This is a genomic window from Lentzea sp. NPDC054927, from assembly GCF_053610285.1.
Genome location: NZ_JBSGXZ010000023.1, coordinates 1 through 15,082, shown reverse-complemented (window position 1 = coordinate 15,082; position 15,082 = coordinate 1). Strand labels below are relative to the sequence as shown.

Here is a 15,082-nt window from a genome sequence, read left to right as displayed (position 1 = left end):
CTGACCACGGATTCTCCTCACCACGTGTCGATGAACGGGCGTTTCTTCCCTTGGGGGCGGGAAGTTGCAGGGGCCAGCGCGGTGGCGATCCACCGCCGCGTGTCGGCCGGGTCGATCACGTCGTCGATCTCGAAGACCGAGGCGACGTTCAGCGCTTTGCCGTGCTCGTAAGCCATCGCGACCATCTGGTCGTAGCGCTGCTTGCGTTCCTCCGGGTCGTCGATGGCGTCGAGCTCTCGCTTGAACCCGAGCTTGACGGCGCCTTCGAGACCCATCGGGCCGAACTCGCCGGTGGGCCAGGAGATGGCGAACTGCGGAACCTTGAGGCTGCCCGCCGCCATCGCCTGGGCGCCGAGGCCGTACGCCTTGCGCAGCACGACGAGTCCGAAGGGGACGGTGATGTTCGCGCCCGTCACGACCATGCGGGTCAGGTGGCGGACGGTGGCGGTGCGTTCGGCGTCGGGGCCGACCATGAAGCCCGGGGTGTCGGCGAGGGAGACGATCGGGATGTCGAACGCGTCCGCGAGCTGGAGGAAGCGGGCGCACTTGTCGGCGGCGTCGGCGTCGATCGCGCCGCCCAGGACGGTGGGGTCGTTGGCGATCAGGGCGATGGGGCGGCCTTCGACGCGGATGAGGGCGGTGACGATGGCCTTGCCGAAGCCGCTGCGGAGTTCGAGGACGCTGTCGGTGTCGGCCAGGGTGGTGATGAGGGCTCGGATGTCGTAGGCGCGGAGGCGATTTTCGGGGACGGCGTGGCGGAGGAGGCGTTGGTCGGTGCACGACCACTCCTCCGAAGGCCCCTGGAAGTAGGCGAGGTACTTCTTGGCGACCGCGACGGCTTCTTCTTCTGTCGCCACCGCGATGTCCGCGACGCCGTTGGGTACCTGCACGTCCAGCGGGCCTATGTCCTCTGGCCGGAACACGCCCAGTCCGCCGCCCTCGATCATCGCCGGGCCGCCCATGCCGATGTTCGCGCCCTCGACGGCGATGATTACGTCGCACGTGCCGAGCAGCACCGCGTTGCCCGCGAAGCAGCGTCCCGCGACGACGCCCACCAGCGGCACCTGGCCGCTGAGCTGCGCGAACGCGTGGAACGAGCCGCAGTCGAGGCCGCTGACCATGCTGTGGTCGGTGTCGCCTGGGCGTCCGCCGCCACCCTCGGCGAACAGCACCACCGGCAGGTTCTCCTGCTGTGCCAGGGCGAACAACCTGTCCTTCTTCTGGTGGTTGCGCAGTCCCTGCGTGCCGGCGAGCACGGCGTAGTCGTAGGACATCGCCACGATCCGTTGGCCGTTCACGACACCGATGCCGGCCACCATGCCGTCGGCGGGCGTGCGTTCGATCAGCTCCTCGAGAGACCGGCGCTGACGCTGGGCGGCGATCGCCAGCCCGCCGTACTCGACGAACTCGGAGCACAGATCCGCGATGTTCTCCCGCGCGGTCCGGCCACCGGCAGCGTGCCGTTTCGCGGCGGACTCCGGACGGGAGAAGTCGTGCCGCGCCAGCACTTCCGCCAGGTCCGGCCGTACGTGTTCTAGATCTACCTGAACAGCGTCCTCAGTGGACTCGCCAACTCCGGAAGCGAGCACCTGCCCCTCGGCGACCGTGTCGCCGACGGACACCACCACCTCGCCGGACACCCGGACGACGTGCTGCATCTTCATCGCTTCCAGCACCACGGAGTCCGCGGACACCGCGACCACCGTGCCCGCCAGCGGCGCCCGCATGCCCTCGGAGGGCTCGTCGACCACGAAATCGGTCGTCGCACCCACGATGTCCCGCGTCAGCAACGTCCGCAGGAACTCCAGGTTCGTCGAGACGCCCTCGACCCGGAACTCGCCCAACGCCCGTCGCGCCCGGTTCAGCGCCACGTCCAGGTCCTCGCCGTGCACCACGAGCTTCGCGAGCAACCCGTCGTACCGCGTCCCGACCCGATAGCCGACGTACCCGTGCGTGTCGACGCGAACGCCAGGCCCCGAAGGCAGCGCGAAGGCCGACAGCGTGCCGCCGGAGGTTTGGTTCAGGCGCACCTGCACGGCCGCACCGCGGTCAACGGGCGTGTAGTCGACGTCGCCACCCCAAGCCAACAACAGCTGAGTGCGCACGAGGTCCACACCGGACACCATCTCCGTCACGGTGTGTTCGACCTGGAGCCGCGGGTTGACCTCCAGGAACGCGAACGAGTCGCCGGACACCAGGAACTCGACCGTGCCGACGCCGGTGTAGCCGACGGCGGTGGCGATGGTGGCGGCTGCCTCGTGCAGAGCCTTGCGCAGCAACGGGTCCAGCAAAGGCGCGGGTGCGATCTCCACGACCTTCTGGTGCCGCAGCTGCAGCGAGCAGTCGCGGTCGCCGATCACCGAGGTCCCGACCAGCTGCACCTCGATGTGCCGGGCGGAGGGCATCAACCGTTCGAAGTAGACGTCGCCGACCCCGAACGCCGCCAGCGCCTCCGCCCGGCACGCCTCGACGGCGCTGTCGAGGTCCTCTGGCGCGTACACCGCCCGCATGCCCTTGCCGCCACCACCGGACACCGCCTTCACCATCACCGGGAACTCGCCCGGCCGTGCGTCCAGCACCGGGATCCCCAGCGACGCCGCCAACTCCCGTGCTCGCCGCTTGTCACCGAGCAGTTCCAGAACGTCAGCGGAAGGCCCGACGAACGCCAGCCCGCGCTCCGAACACGCCCGCGCGAACGAGGCGTTCTCGGACAGGAATCCCCACCCCGGATGCACGGCCTGGCACCCCTCTGCGGCGTCCAGGAGCTGCGGGATGTCCAGGTAGGGAGAGTCCCCGCGCAGGGCGACCGCACGGTCCGCGAGCGTCACGTGCAGGGCGGAAGCGTCGTCCTCCGCGTACACCGCCACGGTGCGAATTCCCAGGTCAGCTGCAGCGCGCAGGACGCGGACAGCCACCTCACCCCGGTTGGCGACGAGCAGCACGGCGAACCTCCTGAGCGACCGCTTAGTATGTGACGGCGGTCGCATGTTGCCATCTGAAGTGAACGGAAGTCCATACGGAACCGATCGGGGTACTGAGGCGTCAACGGAACACTTCGCCGCAAACGGGCGATCCAGTTGGCAGACTCCCCGCAAACATGCAAGGGCTTCAGGAGGCCGCAGTGGTGTTCAAGAGGATGATGCGCGCGTTCGGCGTGGGCGGGCCGACTGTCGACACGGTGCTGACGAACCCGAACGTCAGGCCGGGCGAGGTGCTGTCCGGTGAGGTGCGCATCGCCGGTGGCGACCACCCCGCCGAGATCGACCACGTCACGCTGGCGCTGCTCACCCGCGTCGAGGTCGAGAGCGGCGACAACGAGTACAACACCAACATGGAGTTCCACAAGTTCTCCGTGGGCCAGCGGATCGTCGTGCAGCCGCACCAGAACCTCTCGCTGCCGTTCCAGATCCCGGTGCCGTTCGAGTGCCCGATCAACGTCGTGGGCGGCCAGCAGCTGCACGGCATGCAGCTCGGCCTGCGCACCGAGCTCGAAGTCCGCGGCGCCGTCGACCCCGGTGACCTCGACCCGATCTGGGTGCACCCGCTGCAGTCGCAGGACGCCGTGCTCCAGGCGTTCGGGCACATGGGCTTCCGCTTCACCAAGGCGGACAACGAGCGCGGCCGCATCCACGGCGTGCCGCAGCAGCTGCCGTTCTACCAGGAGATCGAGTTCTACCCGCCGCCGCAGTTCGCCGGCCGCGTCAAGCAGGTCGAGCTGACCTTCGTCACGACGCCGGGCGAGCTGCACGTGATCCTCGAGGCCGACAAGCGCGCGGGTCTGCTGCGCGCGGGTGGTGACGCCTACGGCCGGTTCGCCGTGTCGCACCAGCAGGCCGTCGGCACGGACTGGACCGCGACGATCAACCAGTGGATGAGCCAGGTCTCCGGCAGCCGCTGGTAGTCATCGGCACACGGGCGTACCGCTTGGCGATCTCGAGCTGCGGATCTTGCCGAGTGACGGGATGATTTTCGGTGAGATCCCCGAGCGCATCGGGGTGTAGCGGGAGGAGGCGTCCGTGACCATCGAGAGCATTCTCGGCGCACTCATCATCGGTCTGATCCTGGGCTTGCTCGGCAAGCTGTTCGCACCTGGCAAGCAGGCCATCCCGATCTGGCTGACCTTGCTGGTCGGCATCGCGGCCGCGTTCGTCGGGTCGTGGATCGCCCGGCTGCTCGGCGTGCAGGACACGCCGGGCATCGACTGGATCGAGGTGATCGTGCAGATCATCGTCGCGGCGATCGGTGTTTCGGTCGTGGCGGGTGTGTACGGCCGCAAGTCAGTCCGTTAGCCGGCGGGTCGCACCATCCTCAGGACGAGGTCGGCGTACAACGCGCCGATCTCGTCCGGGGTGCGCTTCCCGTCGGGCCGGTACCAGCGCGCGACGTCGATGCACAGCGACAGCACCGCGAGGGTCGCGCCCTTCAGGTCCGGCACGTCGAACACGCCCTCCGCGACGCCGTCCGCGATGTAGGACCGCATCCGCTGCTCGATCTGCCGGCGCAGCTCCGCCACCTCCGCGTGGTGTTCCGCCGAGAGCGCGCCGAGCTCGTACTGCACCACCCGCGCCGTCGTGTGGAACTCCGCGTGCCATCCCGCGAACCCCGCCACCGCGTTCCTCAGCCGGTCCGTCGCGTCGCTGCCCTCGATACCGGACAACAGCGTGAGCGAGGTCTGGTGACCGACCAGCGAAATGTTGAAGAGGAGCTCCTCTTTGGACCGGTAGTGGATGTACACGGCCGCGGGTGACATTCCGGCCAGAGAGGCGATGTCCCGCGTCGTCGTCGCGTGGTATCCCTTGCCTGCGAACGCGTGCACGGCGGCGATGAGCATGCGGCGGGCGGCGTCCGGGGTGACGGTGCGCCACATCTCGTCGAGCAGCGCGAACTCGTCCAGTCCGGTCGTCGTCATGGTGCCGCTCCTCGCGTGTTGACAGGTGATGGATCGTACTGCACGCTAAGCGGGCGCTTAGCGCTAAGCAACCGCTTAGTATGGAGGTAAGTCGTGCAGCGGACGCTGTTCAACGAGGATCACGCCGCGTTCCGGGAGTCGGCGAAAGCGTTCGTCGAGCGCACGATCACGCCGAACGTCGAGAAGTTCATCGAGGAGCGGGTGATCGACCGCGACGTCTGGCTGGAGGCCGGTCGTCAGGGCCTGCTGGGCCTCGAGATCCCCGAGGAGTACGGCGGCAGCGGCGCGAACGACTACCGGTTCAACACGGTGTTCGCCGAAGAGCTGTGCCGGGTCAATGCCGCGGTGGCGTCGAGCCTCGGCATCCACGGCGACGTCGTGGCGCCCTACCTCGTCGACCTGTGCACCGAGGAGCAGAAGCAGCGCTGGCTGCCCGGCATGTGCACCGGTGAGATCAAGACCGGCATCGCGATGACCGAGCCCTCCGGCGGCTCCGACCTCGCGGCGCTGAAGACCAACGCCGTGCGGGACGGTGACGACTGGATCCTCAACGGCTCCAAGACGTTCATCACCAACGGCTACACCGCCGACATGATCGTCGTGGCGGCGCGCACCGACCCGTCGAAGGGCGCCCGCGGCATCACGCTGTTCGCCGTCGAGACCGGCATGCCCGGCTTCGAGCGCGGCCGCAAGCTCGACAAGGTCGGTCAGCACCCGTCCGACACCGCGGAGCTGTTCTTCTCCGACGTTCGGCTCTCCGCCGAGCACATGATCGGCGAGGAGGGCCAGGGCTTCATCTACATGATGGAACGCCTGCCGCAGGAGCGGATCGGCGGCGCCATCTCGAACCTGGCGCACGCGCAGGGCGTCTTCGACGAGACGCTGGAGTACGTCAAGGAGCGCAAGGCCTTCGGCCAGGCGATCGGCAAGTTCCAGCACAACAAGTTCCTGCTCGCCGAACTGCGCACCAAGCTGGACGTCTCGCAGGCGTTCATCGACACCCTGACCATGCAGCACGTCAACGGCGAGCTGACCGCGGTCGAGGCGGCGCAGGCGAAGTACTGGAGCGCCGACATCGAGAACGAGGTCATCGACGCCTGCGTGCAGCTGCACGGCGGCTACGGCTACATGACCGAGTACCGCGTCGCCCGCGCGTGGATGGACGCCCGAGTCACCAAGATCTGGGCCGGCTCCAACGAGATCATGAAGGAACTCATCGGCCGCGACCTGGGCCTGTAAGGAGATCGGAATGGCTGAAGCAGTCGTCGTTTCCACCGCCCGGTCGCCGATCGGCCGCGCTCGCAAGGGTTCCCTGGTGTCGCTGCGGCCGGACGACCTGGCCGCGCAGGTGATCTCCGCCGCGCTGAAGGACGTTCCGGCGTCCGAGATCACCGACCTGCACCTCGGGTGCGCCGAGCCGCAGGACGAGCACGGCCAGAACATCGCGCGCCGTGTCGCCGTGCAGCTGGGTTACGACAACCTGCCCGGCACGACCGTGAACCGGTTCTGCGCGTCTTCTGTCCAGACCGCGCGGATGGCTTTCCACGCCATCAAGGCGGGGGAGGGGCACGGGTTCATCTCGGCCGGCGTCGAGTGCGTTTCCCGCTACATGCACTCCGGTGCGCCGTCGTTCAACCCGTTGTTCGACGAGGCCCAGCAACGGACTCAGGACACGGCCGCGTCCAACGTGCCGTGGACCGACCCGCGGCTGGACGGCAAGCTGCCGGACTACTACATCGCGATGGGCCAGACCGCCGAGAACGTCGCCACGCAGATGGGCATCTCGCGGCACGACCAGGACGAGTTCGGCGTGCGGTCGCAGAACCTCGCGGAGAAGGCGATCGCGGACGGGTTCTTCGCCCGCGAGATCACGCCGGTGGTGCTGCCGGACGGAACCGTTGTGTCGACCGATGACGGTCCCCGCGCCGGCGTCACCTACGAGGCTGTTTCCGCGCTGAAGCCGTCGTTCCGGCCCGAGGGCACGATCACGGCCGGCAACTGCTGCCCGCTGAACGACGGCGCTGCGGCTGTCGTGATCATGAGCGACGTGCGGGCGCGTGAGCTCGGACTGACTCCGTTGGCGCGGATCGTGTCCACCGGTGTTTCCGGGCTGTCGCCGGAGATCATGGGTCTTGGGCCCGTGGACGCGACACGTCAGGCACTGGGTCACGCCGGTCTGTCCATTTCAGACATCGACCTGGTGGAGATCAACGAGGCGTTCGCGGTCCAGGTGCTCGGCAGCCAGCGTGCGCTGGGCATCGACATCGACCGGGTCAACGTGCACGGTGGTGCGATCGCTCTGGGCCACCCGTTCGGCTCGACCGGTGCGCGGATCATGACGACGTTGATCAACGGCATGCAGGCCCGCGACGCGCAGTTCGGCCTCGAGACGATGTGCGTCGGCGGCGGTCAGGGCATGGCGATCATCCTGGAACGACTGAGCTGAAGGGTTCTGGCGAAGTGGGCATCCTCGACAAGTTCAGGCTCGACGGGAAGGTCGCGATCGTCACCGGCGCTTCTTCCGGTCTCGGTGTGGCGTTCGCGAAGGGTCTCGCGGAAGCGGGCGCGGACGTCGTGCTGGCCGCTCGTCGTGCGGACAAGCTGAAGGAGACGGCCGCGCTGGTCGAGGCCGCCGGACGTCGTGCGCTGGTCGTGCAGGCCGATGTCTCGCAGCCAGACGACTGCCGTGAGGTGGCGCGTGCCGCTGCCGAGTTCGGTGTCGTCTCGGTGCTGGTCAACAACGCCGGTGTGGCGTCGGCGGTGCCGGCGTCGCGGGAGACGCCCGAGGAGTTCCTCGGCGTCATGGACGTGAACCTCAACGGCGCGTACTGGATGGCTCAGGCCGCTGCCGCGGTCATGAAGTCCGGCGGGTCGATCATCAACATCTCCAGCGTGCTGGGGCTGGTCACCGGTGGCATCCCGCAGGCCGCGTACTCGGCGTCGAAGGCCGGTCTGCTCGGCCTGACGCGGGACCTGGCACAGCAGTGGACCGGGCGCAAGGGCATCCGCGTCAACGCCATCTGCCCCGGGTTCTTCGAGTCGGAGATGACCGACCAGTACCCGCCCGGCTACCTGGAGAAGATGCAGGCAGCCCTGCCGGCCGGCCGCATCGGCGATCCGGAGGAGCTGGCCGCGGCCGTCGTCTTCCTGGCCTCGCCCGCCGGTGGGTACGTGACCGGCGAGACGCTCGTCGTCGACGGTGGCGCGATCATCGTCTGACCTCGCCTGGAAACAGCTTCGTCCTCCGTTGCGACACCACGGGTGGAACGCCACCCGTGGGCGGAACGGAGGACGAACGCATGGTGTCGAGGGAACCCGGACCTGAGCTCGTCAACACCGTTGAAGGCGACGTCGGCGGGAACGTGGTGCAGTACGGCGTCGTCCACGGCGACGTCGTTTTCCATGCCGCGCAGAATGACGACGTCCGAATGGTCCTGCGGCACGAGCAGAGGCCGATCGAACTCGGTCCCGGTGGCGACGCCTTGGTGCACGTGACCGTTTCCAGCCGTTCGGAACAACCCAAGCGTCTCGTGTTCGACCTCGAAGGCGCTCTCGGTCTCACCTGGCGGCTCGTCTCGGACGACTACGACGCCGACACCGGCCCGGTGGAGGTGCGCGGAGGGCGTCCTGTGTCGTTGTGGCTCGCGGTGAGTTGTTCCGCGACCGCGCCGATGGCCGGTCCCGCGTCGCTCACCCTCGTCGCGTCCCACAAGGGTGAAGGCATCTGGTGGTCGAGCAACGTCCAGGAGATCCTCATCGGCGCCCGGCCCGCGGTGGTGGGCGCGCTGGTCGTGACGAGCGAGCGGGTCTCGTCCGCACGCGCCTACGACGCAGTGGTGCGTCTGCAGAACAAGGGCAACACCGAACTGCGTGGTGAACTGAAGGTCTCACCGGGTGCCGTGCTGGTGAGCGTGCCCGAGCCGAACTTCGTGCTCAGCCCTGGTGGCAGGTCCTGTGACGTCCCGGTCACGCTGACCGTTCCCGACCAGCCATGGTCGGATCGTGTGTTGAGCGTCCCGGTGGGCGTGGAGTTCACGCGTCCGGACCTCGAGCGACCGGTGGATCCCTTTGTTCTGCACCAGTACGGGCTCCGCTCCGATCTGCCGTTGCTCCGACGTGCAGGCCGCGATGCCCGAACCCAGTACGTCCACCAGCGCACCGCCGACTGCGGCCGGTCCTGAATTCACGGCGTCGATGTTGTCCTCCTGCGTGGCCGGCACGTCGGTCGTGTTCCTGAGTTCGTTGACGGCTGAGGACGCCCGAGCGCACGGGCCGTGGCTGCTGAACTTCGAGACGAGTCGCTTGGCCTCGCTGGCCACCCGGACCGCGGGCCTGCCGGTTCACCCGGTGCACATGGGGCTACGTGACCAGGTGTGCAAGACAGCGATGGACAGTCACTCGACCAACAAGGCCTTCGAGGTGTTCCTGTGGATCGGCCCGTTGCCCACCGCTGACGCCGGCGCCTTGTGCGGGCTCCTCGGCAAACCGGCGAGCTGGGACTGTCACGTGGTGCCGGCGGCCTGATTCTCGCTTTACACGTCCGGGACGATCAGCACGTGATTTCGTTGGACCACGTGCTGGTCGTCGACGTGGAGTCGACGTGCTGGGAAGGATCGCCGCCGCCCGGTGAGGTGTCGGAGATCATCGAGATCGGGATCTGCCCGGTCGAGGTGAGCTCCGGAGCCCGGGGTGAGCGGCGCAGTGTTCTGGTGCGGCCCACGCGGTCGTCCGTTAGTCCGTTCTGCACTCAGCTGACCACGTTGACGGCGGCCGATGTGGCCGGCGGTGTCTCGTTCGCCGAGGCGTGCGCGGTGCTGCGCAAGGAGTTCCGGTCGGACCGCCGGGTGTGGGCCTCCTACGGCGACTACGACCGCAAGATGTTCGAGCGGCAGTGCAAGGACCTCGGCGTGGGCTATCCGTTCGGGCCGCGGCACGTCAACGTCAAGACGTTGTTCGCGCTGGTGCACGCGTTGCCGCGTGAGGTCGGCATGGCCGAGGCGGTGCGGCTCGCCGGGAAGAAGATCGACGGCACGCACCACCGCGGCCACGACGACGCCTACAACATCGCGGGCCTGTTCGCCGACCTGATCAGAAAGTGATCACGTCGGCGGTGTCCGGGTTGGCCGTGCCCTGCAGCACGGCCTGCCACACGCCGATCAGCTCGTCCGGGCCGCTGTGCCTGGCGATGCCGACCCAGTCGCCCGCCTGGGCGGTGAAGCCGCGCCACGCCTCGCCGAAGCGCTGAGCGAGCCCGTCGGAGCCCCAGTCGGCGGTGCGCTTGCGGAGCTGGTCGGGTGCGAAGAAGAACTGCGAGCGCGAGTCCTGCGAGGGCGCCTGGTGGGTGAGGCCGATCGAGATGTCCTTCACCAGCGCCTCGCCGAGGCGGTCGTGCAGGGCCGAGCGCACGTCCGCGGAGCCGCTGAAGTCCAGGTACACGCTCGGTTCGACGTCCACGGCGGCGTCGTAAGGGAGCACGGTGTCGTAGAGGCCCAGGCTCTTCGTGAATTCCACGTTGCGCGGCGAGGTCAGGCCGACCAGCCGCACGCCCTTGCCCCGCAGGCACTGCGCGGTGCCGAAGGCGGTCTTGCTGGAGGCGGAGGAGATCACGACGGTCCTGGCGCCGTAGAAGTCGTTGTCCGCCAGTTGGTCGGCCAGCAGGAACGACGTCATGAACAGCGGCCGGTACAGCACCTGCAGGTCTTCGAGCTGCGGGTCGTACGCGGGGTCGCTGGTGGTGACCAGGTAGCTGTTGTAGACGGCCGGCAGCTCGGTGCGGTGCTCGGCCGCGTCGACGAAGCCGGACGAGGTCAGCTTCGGGCGCACCACCAGGTGGCTGGACATCGGGAGATAACCGTAGACGCGGGTGCCGGCGGGCAGCGCGTCCACTGTGGACTCGACCACGTCGGCGAAGCCCCACAGCGGGATCACACCGCGGCCCTCGGCGGTGGTGGGGAAGAAGCGCCAGTAGCCGATGACGTCGCCGATCACGCCGTAGGTGACGTTGTTGGCGGTGAGGCCGACGCGGTGCACGCGGAGCAGCACCTCGCAGTCGTCCAGCTCCGGCAAGCCGGGCAGTTCGTCGTGCAGCACTTCGGTTTTGGTGAGGTCGTCGCGGTCGACGACTACGGTCCAGCGACTGATCATTGCCTGGATTCTCCTTGGTCGGGAGGTACGCTCCGGTCGTGACCGTGCCTGAAAGACTGATCGACGCCGCCACCCGCCTGTTCGCGGACAAGGGGTACGAGCGGGTCGCCGTGCAGGAGATCGTGGAGCGCGCCGGTGTCACCAAAGGCGCGATGTACCACTACTTCGGGTCGAAGGACGACCTGCTGCACGAGATCTACGGGCGGTTGCTGCGCTTGCAGACCGAACACCTGGAGAAGATCGCCTCGGCCGACGGGCCGGTCACCACGCGGCTGCGCGAGGCCGCGATCGACGTGATCGTCACGAGCATCGACGACTTCGACGCAGCCAAGGTGTTCTTCCGCTCGATGAACCACCTCTCGGCCGAGAAGCAGCGGGAGGTGCGGGCGGAACGGCGGCGCTACCACGAGATGTTCCGCGGCCTGGTCGAGGAGGGGCAGCAGGACGGGACCTTCCGCGCCGACGTGCCGGCCGACGTGGCCACGTACTACTTCTTCGGGTCGTTGCACCAGCTGGGCACGTGGTACCGCCCGGACGGGGAGATCCCGGCCGGGCGGCTGGCGGAGCACTACGCGGACCTGCTGATCCACAGCCTCGAAGCCTGATCCACCAGGGCCTGCTAGGGAACGATCACGCTGACGATCTCGGCGACGCACGCGGGCTTGTCGTTGCCCTCGATCTCGACGACGACCTTGGTCACCAGCTGCTTGCCCAGCGAGATGTCCGAGATGTCCAGCAGCTCGACGCCCGCGCGCACCCTCGCGCCGACGAGCACCGGCTGCGGAAAGCGGACCTTGTTGCTGCCGTAGTTCACGCCCATCTTGATGTTCTTGACGGTGTAGATGTCCCGCACCAGGAACGGCACCAGCGACAACGTCAGGTAGCCGTGCGCCACCGGACAGCCGAACGGGCCCTTCTTCGCCTTCTCGACGTCGATGTGGATCCACTGGTGGTCCAGCGTCGCGTCGGCGAACAGGTTGACCTGCTCCTGCGTGACCTCGTGCCACTCGCCGAACCCGAGGTGCTCGCCCTTGGCGGCGACCAGCTCGTCGATGTTCTCGAAAGCGCGCATGGGGTGGTCCTCAGTCCTTCGGTCCGCCGGCGACGTAGACGACCTGGCCGGACACGAACCCGGCACCCTCGCTGACGAGGAACGACGCGGTGTGCGCGATGTCCTCGGGCTGGCCGACGCGCGCGACCGGGATCGCCTGCGCCGCACCGGTGAGGAAGTCCTCGAACGGGATCTTCATGCGCTCGGCGGTCGCCTTGGTCATCTCGGTGGCGATAAAGCCGGGCGCGATCGCGTTGACCGTGACGCCGAACTTGCCGAGCTCGATCGCGAGGGTCTTGGTGAAGCCCTGCAGACCGGCCTTGGCTGCGGAGTAGTTGGCCTGGCCGCGGTTGCCGAGCGCACTCGTCGAGCTGAGGTTGACGATCCGGCCGAAGCCTTCCTTCGTCTGGTGCGCCTGCACCGCCTTGCTCATCAGGAACGCGCCGCGCAGGTGCACGTTCATGACCGTGTCCCAGTCCGCGGCGGACATCTTGAACAGCAGGTTGTCGCGCAGCACGCCGGCGTTGTTGATCAGCACGGTCGGCGCGCCGAGCTGCTCGGCGACCTTCTCGACCGCGGCGTTGACCTGCTCCTCTTCGGAGACGTCGACCTTGAGGCCGATGGCGCGCCCACCGCTCGCGACGATCTTGTCCGCGCCGTCGAGCACGCCCTGCTCGTCGAGGTCGAGCAACGCGACGGCCAGGCCGTCCGCGGCGAGACGCTGCGCGACCGCGGCACCGATGCCACGTGCCGCGCCGGTGACGATGGCAACCCTGTCGGCCACGGGGTCCTCCTTCGATGGGGGATGGTGAGCTAAGCAAGCGCTTAGTAACGTACCTATCAGTCCGCTTGACGTCCAGCGCTGCGCGGACGACCATACCGACTGGTCGGAATGTTGCCTAGAAGTTGCCCCAGATGGTGTTACCCGCAAGGAGGCAGGTGCCCGTGGAACTCACCGGCAAGGTCGCGCTCATCACCGGCGGATCGAACGGCATCGGTGCCGCGTCCGCCCGGCGCCTGGCTTCGCTAGGCGTGCGTGTCGTCGTTGCGGACGTGGATGCTGACCAGGGCAAAGTCGTGGCCGACGAGGTCGGCGGCGTGTTCGTGCGCTGCGACGTGACCCAGCCTTCGGACTCCGCCGACGCGGTCGCGCTGGCCGTGCGCGAGTTCGGCGGGCTGGACATCGCCTTCCTGAACGCCGGCATCGGCACCGGGTGCTCGTTGGGCGACGACTTCGACGTGGAGACCTACCGTCGTGCGATGGCCATCAACCTCGACGGCGTTGTCTACGGCGCGCACGCCGCGCTGCCCGCGTTGCAGGCCTCCGGCGGCCAGATCATCGCCACGGCCTCGATGGCAGGCCTCATGCCGATGCCCGGCGACCCCGTCTACGGCGCCAACAAGGCCGCTGTGGTCGGCCTGGTCCGGTCGTTGGCCGGGGCGTACTCGGATGTCCGGGTGAACGCGCTGTGCCCCGCGTTCGCGGACACCAACATCATCACGCCGCTGCGGTCGACGCTGGAGGACATCGGCATGCCGATCCTGCCGGTGTCCGCCGTGGTGGACACGTTAATGTCCATTGTGGAGGGTTCGGGCACGGGCGAGGCGTGGTTCGTGCAGTCGGGTCGCGCCTCGGAGCCGTTCGGCTTCCGCAACCCGCCCGGGCCGCGCGCGGCCGACGGCTCGCGCATCGACGCGGCCAAGAAGGACCCCATTTCCATCGCGCTCAAGGAGAACTGACGTGCGTGCCATCCAGATCACCGAGTTCGGTGGACCCGAGGTGCTCCAGCAGGTGGAGCTGCCTGACCCCGTCGCGGGCGAGGGTGAGGTGCTGATCAACGTTTCGCGCTCGGGCCTCAACTACGCGGACACGCACCAGGCCGAGAACTCCTACCTGGCGAAGATGACGCTGCCGTTGGTGCCTGGTGGCGAGGTCGTCGGCACCACTGCTGACGGTCGCCGTGTGGTGGCGCTGACCAAGAACTCCGGTGGGTATGCGGAGAAGGCCGTCGCGCCGGCGTTGACGACGTTCGAGGTGCCGGACGGCGTTGACGACCTGACTGCGTTGTCGTTGGTGGTGCAGGGGGCTACGGCCTGGTTGTTGCTGCGCAAGTCCACGCACCAGGAGCCTGGTGAGTCCGTTGTGGTGCACGCCGCTGCCGGTGGTGTGGGGACGATTGCGGTGCAGCTGGCCAAGTTGTGGGGGGCTGGGCGGGTCATCGCCACGGCTTCCTCTGATGACAAGCGGAAGCTGGCGTTGGATCTCGGGGCGGATGTCGCGATCGACTCGCGTGCCTCGGACATGACCGCCGCGTTGATCGAGGCCAACGGTGGGCGTCGGGTCGACGTGGTGCTGGACATGACTGGAGGGGCTACCACTGATCAGTCGTTGGTGGCGTTGGCTCCGTTTGGGCGGCTTGCGTTTTATGGGATGGCCTCGCGGGAAAGGCCGAAGCCGGTTGACCTCGGAGCGTTGCTGGTGCACTCCACGACCGTTGCGGGTATGTGGCTGCCGCACGCGCTGAGGGTTCGGGACGCGGAGTACGGGACGATTGCGCATCGGGCCATGGCTGAGTTGTTCGAGCTTGTGGTGGATGGGAAGTTGAAGGCTGTACCCGGTGGGGAGTACGGGATGGGGGATGTTCGGCAGGCTCACGAGGATCTTCGGGCTCGTCGGACTGCTGGGAAGTTGGTGCTTGACCCGTCTCGGTGAGTTCGCGGCTCTCGTAGGTGGTTGGCTTGCGTTGGGCGTGTCGCGTTTTAGGGATTTCGGGGCTCCGCCCCGGACCCCGCCAATCTGATCAAGGACCTGTCCCACGCCACACGCGGGTTGATGGCACGCCTGTTGCGTTGGGCGGAGTTGCGTTGCGTGGGTGGTGCGGTTCGGGTGGGTGGTCCCGTCACGAGCCGGGCCAGAGCGAGCCACAACCAGGCAGGGGTGTCAACTCGAAGAAAAACGTGTCGAGTTTTCACCCCAG

16 protein-coding genes are annotated in these 15,082 nt (G+C 67.9%); 11 read left to right on the top strand and 5 right to left on the bottom strand.

Annotation, left to right across the window (positions count from 1 at the left end):
- Window positions 1-17: 17 nt before the first annotated feature.
- The gene (locus ACWGE0_RS26645; RefSeq protein ID WP_452263625.1) at window positions 18-2,942 is read right to left on the bottom strand and encodes a carboxyl transferase domain-containing protein; all 2,925 of its coding nucleotides are present in this window, start codon (window positions 2,940-2,942) and stop codon (window positions 18-20) included.
- A gap of 179 nt (window positions 2,943-3,121) precedes the next feature.
- On the opposite strand from ACWGE0_RS26645, the gene ACWGE0_RS26640 reads away from it, so the two are divergent.
- Together ACWGE0_RS26640 and ACWGE0_RS26635 are read left to right on the top strand one after the other, a co-directional pair.
- Window positions 3,122-3,901: a sporulation protein gene (locus ACWGE0_RS26640; RefSeq protein WP_319981545.1), complete on the top strand. Its 780-nt coding sequence runs from the start codon at window positions 3,122-3,124 to the stop codon at window positions 3,899-3,901.
- A gap of 115 nt (window positions 3,902-4,016) precedes the next feature.
- Window positions 4,017-4,289 carry a GlsB/YeaQ/YmgE family stress response membrane protein gene (locus ACWGE0_RS26635; protein ID WP_452263624.1) on the top strand — a complete coding sequence of 91 codons (273 nt, stop codon included), beginning with the start codon at window positions 4,017-4,019 and terminating at the stop codon, window positions 4,287-4,289.
- Here the strand turns inward: ACWGE0_RS26635 and ACWGE0_RS26630 are convergent.
- The gene (locus ACWGE0_RS26630; protein ID WP_319966836.1) at window positions 4,286-4,909 is read right to left on the bottom strand and encodes a TetR/AcrR family transcriptional regulator; all 624 of its coding nucleotides are present in this window, start codon (window positions 4,907-4,909) and stop codon (window positions 4,286-4,288) included. The two genes, ACWGE0_RS26635 and ACWGE0_RS26630, sit on opposite strands and share 4 nt — an antisense overlap.
- 93 nt (window positions 4,910-5,002) lie before the next feature.
- On the opposite strand from ACWGE0_RS26630, the gene ACWGE0_RS26625 reads away from it, so the two are divergent.
- From ACWGE0_RS26625 to ACWGE0_RS26600, 6 genes are all read left to right on the top strand, one after another.
- Window positions 5,003-6,148, top strand: coding sequence for an acyl-CoA dehydrogenase family protein (locus tag ACWGE0_RS26625; RefSeq protein WP_452263623.1), 1,146 nt, complete (start codon window positions 5,003-5,005; stop codon window positions 6,146-6,148).
- A gap of 10 nt (window positions 6,149-6,158) precedes the next feature.
- Window positions 6,159-7,355 (top strand): acetyl-CoA C-acetyltransferase, encoded by a 1,197-nt coding sequence (locus ACWGE0_RS26620; protein ID WP_452263622.1) that lies wholly within the window; start codon window positions 6,159-6,161, stop codon window positions 7,353-7,355.
- 14 nt (window positions 7,356-7,369) lie between these two features.
- Window positions 7,370-8,128 carry an SDR family NAD(P)-dependent oxidoreductase gene (locus ACWGE0_RS26615; RefSeq protein WP_452263621.1) on the top strand — a complete coding sequence of 253 codons (759 nt, stop codon included), beginning with the start codon at window positions 7,370-7,372 and terminating at the stop codon, window positions 8,126-8,128.
- Between the two features lie 80 nt (window positions 8,129-8,208).
- A complete protein-coding gene (locus ACWGE0_RS26610) occupies window positions 8,209-9,090 on the top strand; it encodes a hypothetical protein (protein ID WP_452263620.1) in 882 nt (293 codons plus the stop codon).
- Window positions 9,038-9,433: a hypothetical protein gene (locus ACWGE0_RS26605; RefSeq protein ID WP_452263619.1), complete on the top strand. Its 396-nt coding sequence runs from the start codon at window positions 9,038-9,040 to the stop codon at window positions 9,431-9,433. Before ACWGE0_RS26610 ends, ACWGE0_RS26605 begins: the two co-directional genes overlap by 53 nt.
- A 32-nt stretch (window positions 9,434-9,465) precedes the next feature.
- Window positions 9,466-10,008, top strand: coding sequence for an exonuclease domain-containing protein (locus ACWGE0_RS26600; RefSeq protein WP_452263618.1), 543 nt, complete (start codon window positions 9,466-9,468; stop codon window positions 10,006-10,008).
- Here ACWGE0_RS26600 and ACWGE0_RS26595 read toward each other — a convergent pair.
- Entirely contained in the window at window positions 9,998-11,053 is a 1,056-nt protein-coding gene (locus tag ACWGE0_RS26595) for a DUF2855 family protein (RefSeq protein WP_452263617.1), read from the bottom strand. The genes ACWGE0_RS26600 and ACWGE0_RS26595 overlap by 11 nt on opposite strands.
- Window positions 11,054-11,091: 38 nt before the next feature.
- Here ACWGE0_RS26595 and ACWGE0_RS26590 point away from each other — a divergent pair, with 38 nt between their 5' ends.
- Window positions 11,092-11,658 (top strand): TetR/AcrR family transcriptional regulator, encoded by a 567-nt coding sequence (locus ACWGE0_RS26590; protein WP_452263616.1) that lies wholly within the window; start codon window positions 11,092-11,094, stop codon window positions 11,656-11,658.
- Between the two features lie 14 nt (window positions 11,659-11,672).
- Here ACWGE0_RS26590 and ACWGE0_RS26585 read toward each other — a convergent pair whose 3' ends face one another.
- Both ACWGE0_RS26585 and ACWGE0_RS26580 read right to left on the bottom strand, forming a co-directional pair.
- Window positions 11,673-12,125, bottom strand: a complete 453-nt coding sequence (locus ACWGE0_RS26585; protein WP_452263615.1) for a MaoC family dehydratase — start codon at window positions 12,123-12,125, stop codon at window positions 11,673-11,675.
- Window positions 12,126-12,135: 10 nt separating this feature from the next.
- Window positions 12,136-12,888: an SDR family oxidoreductase gene (locus ACWGE0_RS26580; protein WP_452263614.1), complete on the bottom strand. Its 753-nt coding sequence runs from the start codon at window positions 12,886-12,888 to the stop codon at window positions 12,136-12,138.
- Window positions 12,889-13,043: 155 nt separating this feature from the next.
- On the opposite strand from ACWGE0_RS26580, the gene ACWGE0_RS26575 reads away from it, so the two are divergent.
- Entirely contained in the window at window positions 13,044-13,844 is an 801-nt protein-coding gene (locus ACWGE0_RS26575; RefSeq protein ID WP_452263613.1) for an SDR family NAD(P)-dependent oxidoreductase, read from the top strand.
- A gap of 1 nt (window position 13,845) precedes the next feature.
- On the top strand, window positions 13,846-14,817 hold the full coding sequence (locus ACWGE0_RS26570) for a quinone oxidoreductase family protein (protein ID WP_452263612.1): 972 nt from the start codon (window positions 13,846-13,848) through the stop codon (window positions 14,815-14,817).
- Window positions 14,818-15,082: the final 265 nt, after the last annotated feature.

What these genes read in the sequence shown, in the direction of transcription:
- ACWGE0_RS26630 (WP_319966836.1), bottom strand. Translation starts at nt 4,909, where the DNA reads ATGACGACGACCGGACTGGACGAGTTCGCGCTGCTCGACGAGATGTGG.
- ACWGE0_RS26620 (WP_452263622.1), top strand. Translation starts at nt 6,159, where the DNA reads ATGGCTGAAGCAGTCGTCGTTTCCACCGCCCGGTCGCCGATCGGCCGC.
- ACWGE0_RS26610 (WP_452263620.1), top strand. Translation starts at nt 8,209, where the DNA reads ATGGTGTCGAGGGAACCCGGACCTGAGCTCGTCAACACCGTTGAAGGC.
- ACWGE0_RS26605 (WP_452263619.1), top strand. Translation starts at nt 9,038, where the DNA reads ATGCCCGAACCCAGTACGTCCACCAGCGCACCGCCGACTGCGGCCGGT.
- ACWGE0_RS26595 (WP_452263617.1), bottom strand. Translation starts at nt 11,053, where the DNA reads ATGATCAGTCGCTGGACCGTAGTCGTCGACCGCGACGACCTCACCAAA.
- ACWGE0_RS26585 (WP_452263615.1), bottom strand. Translation starts at nt 12,125, where the DNA reads ATGCGCGCTTTCGAGAACATCGACGAGCTGGTCGCCGCCAAGGGCGAG.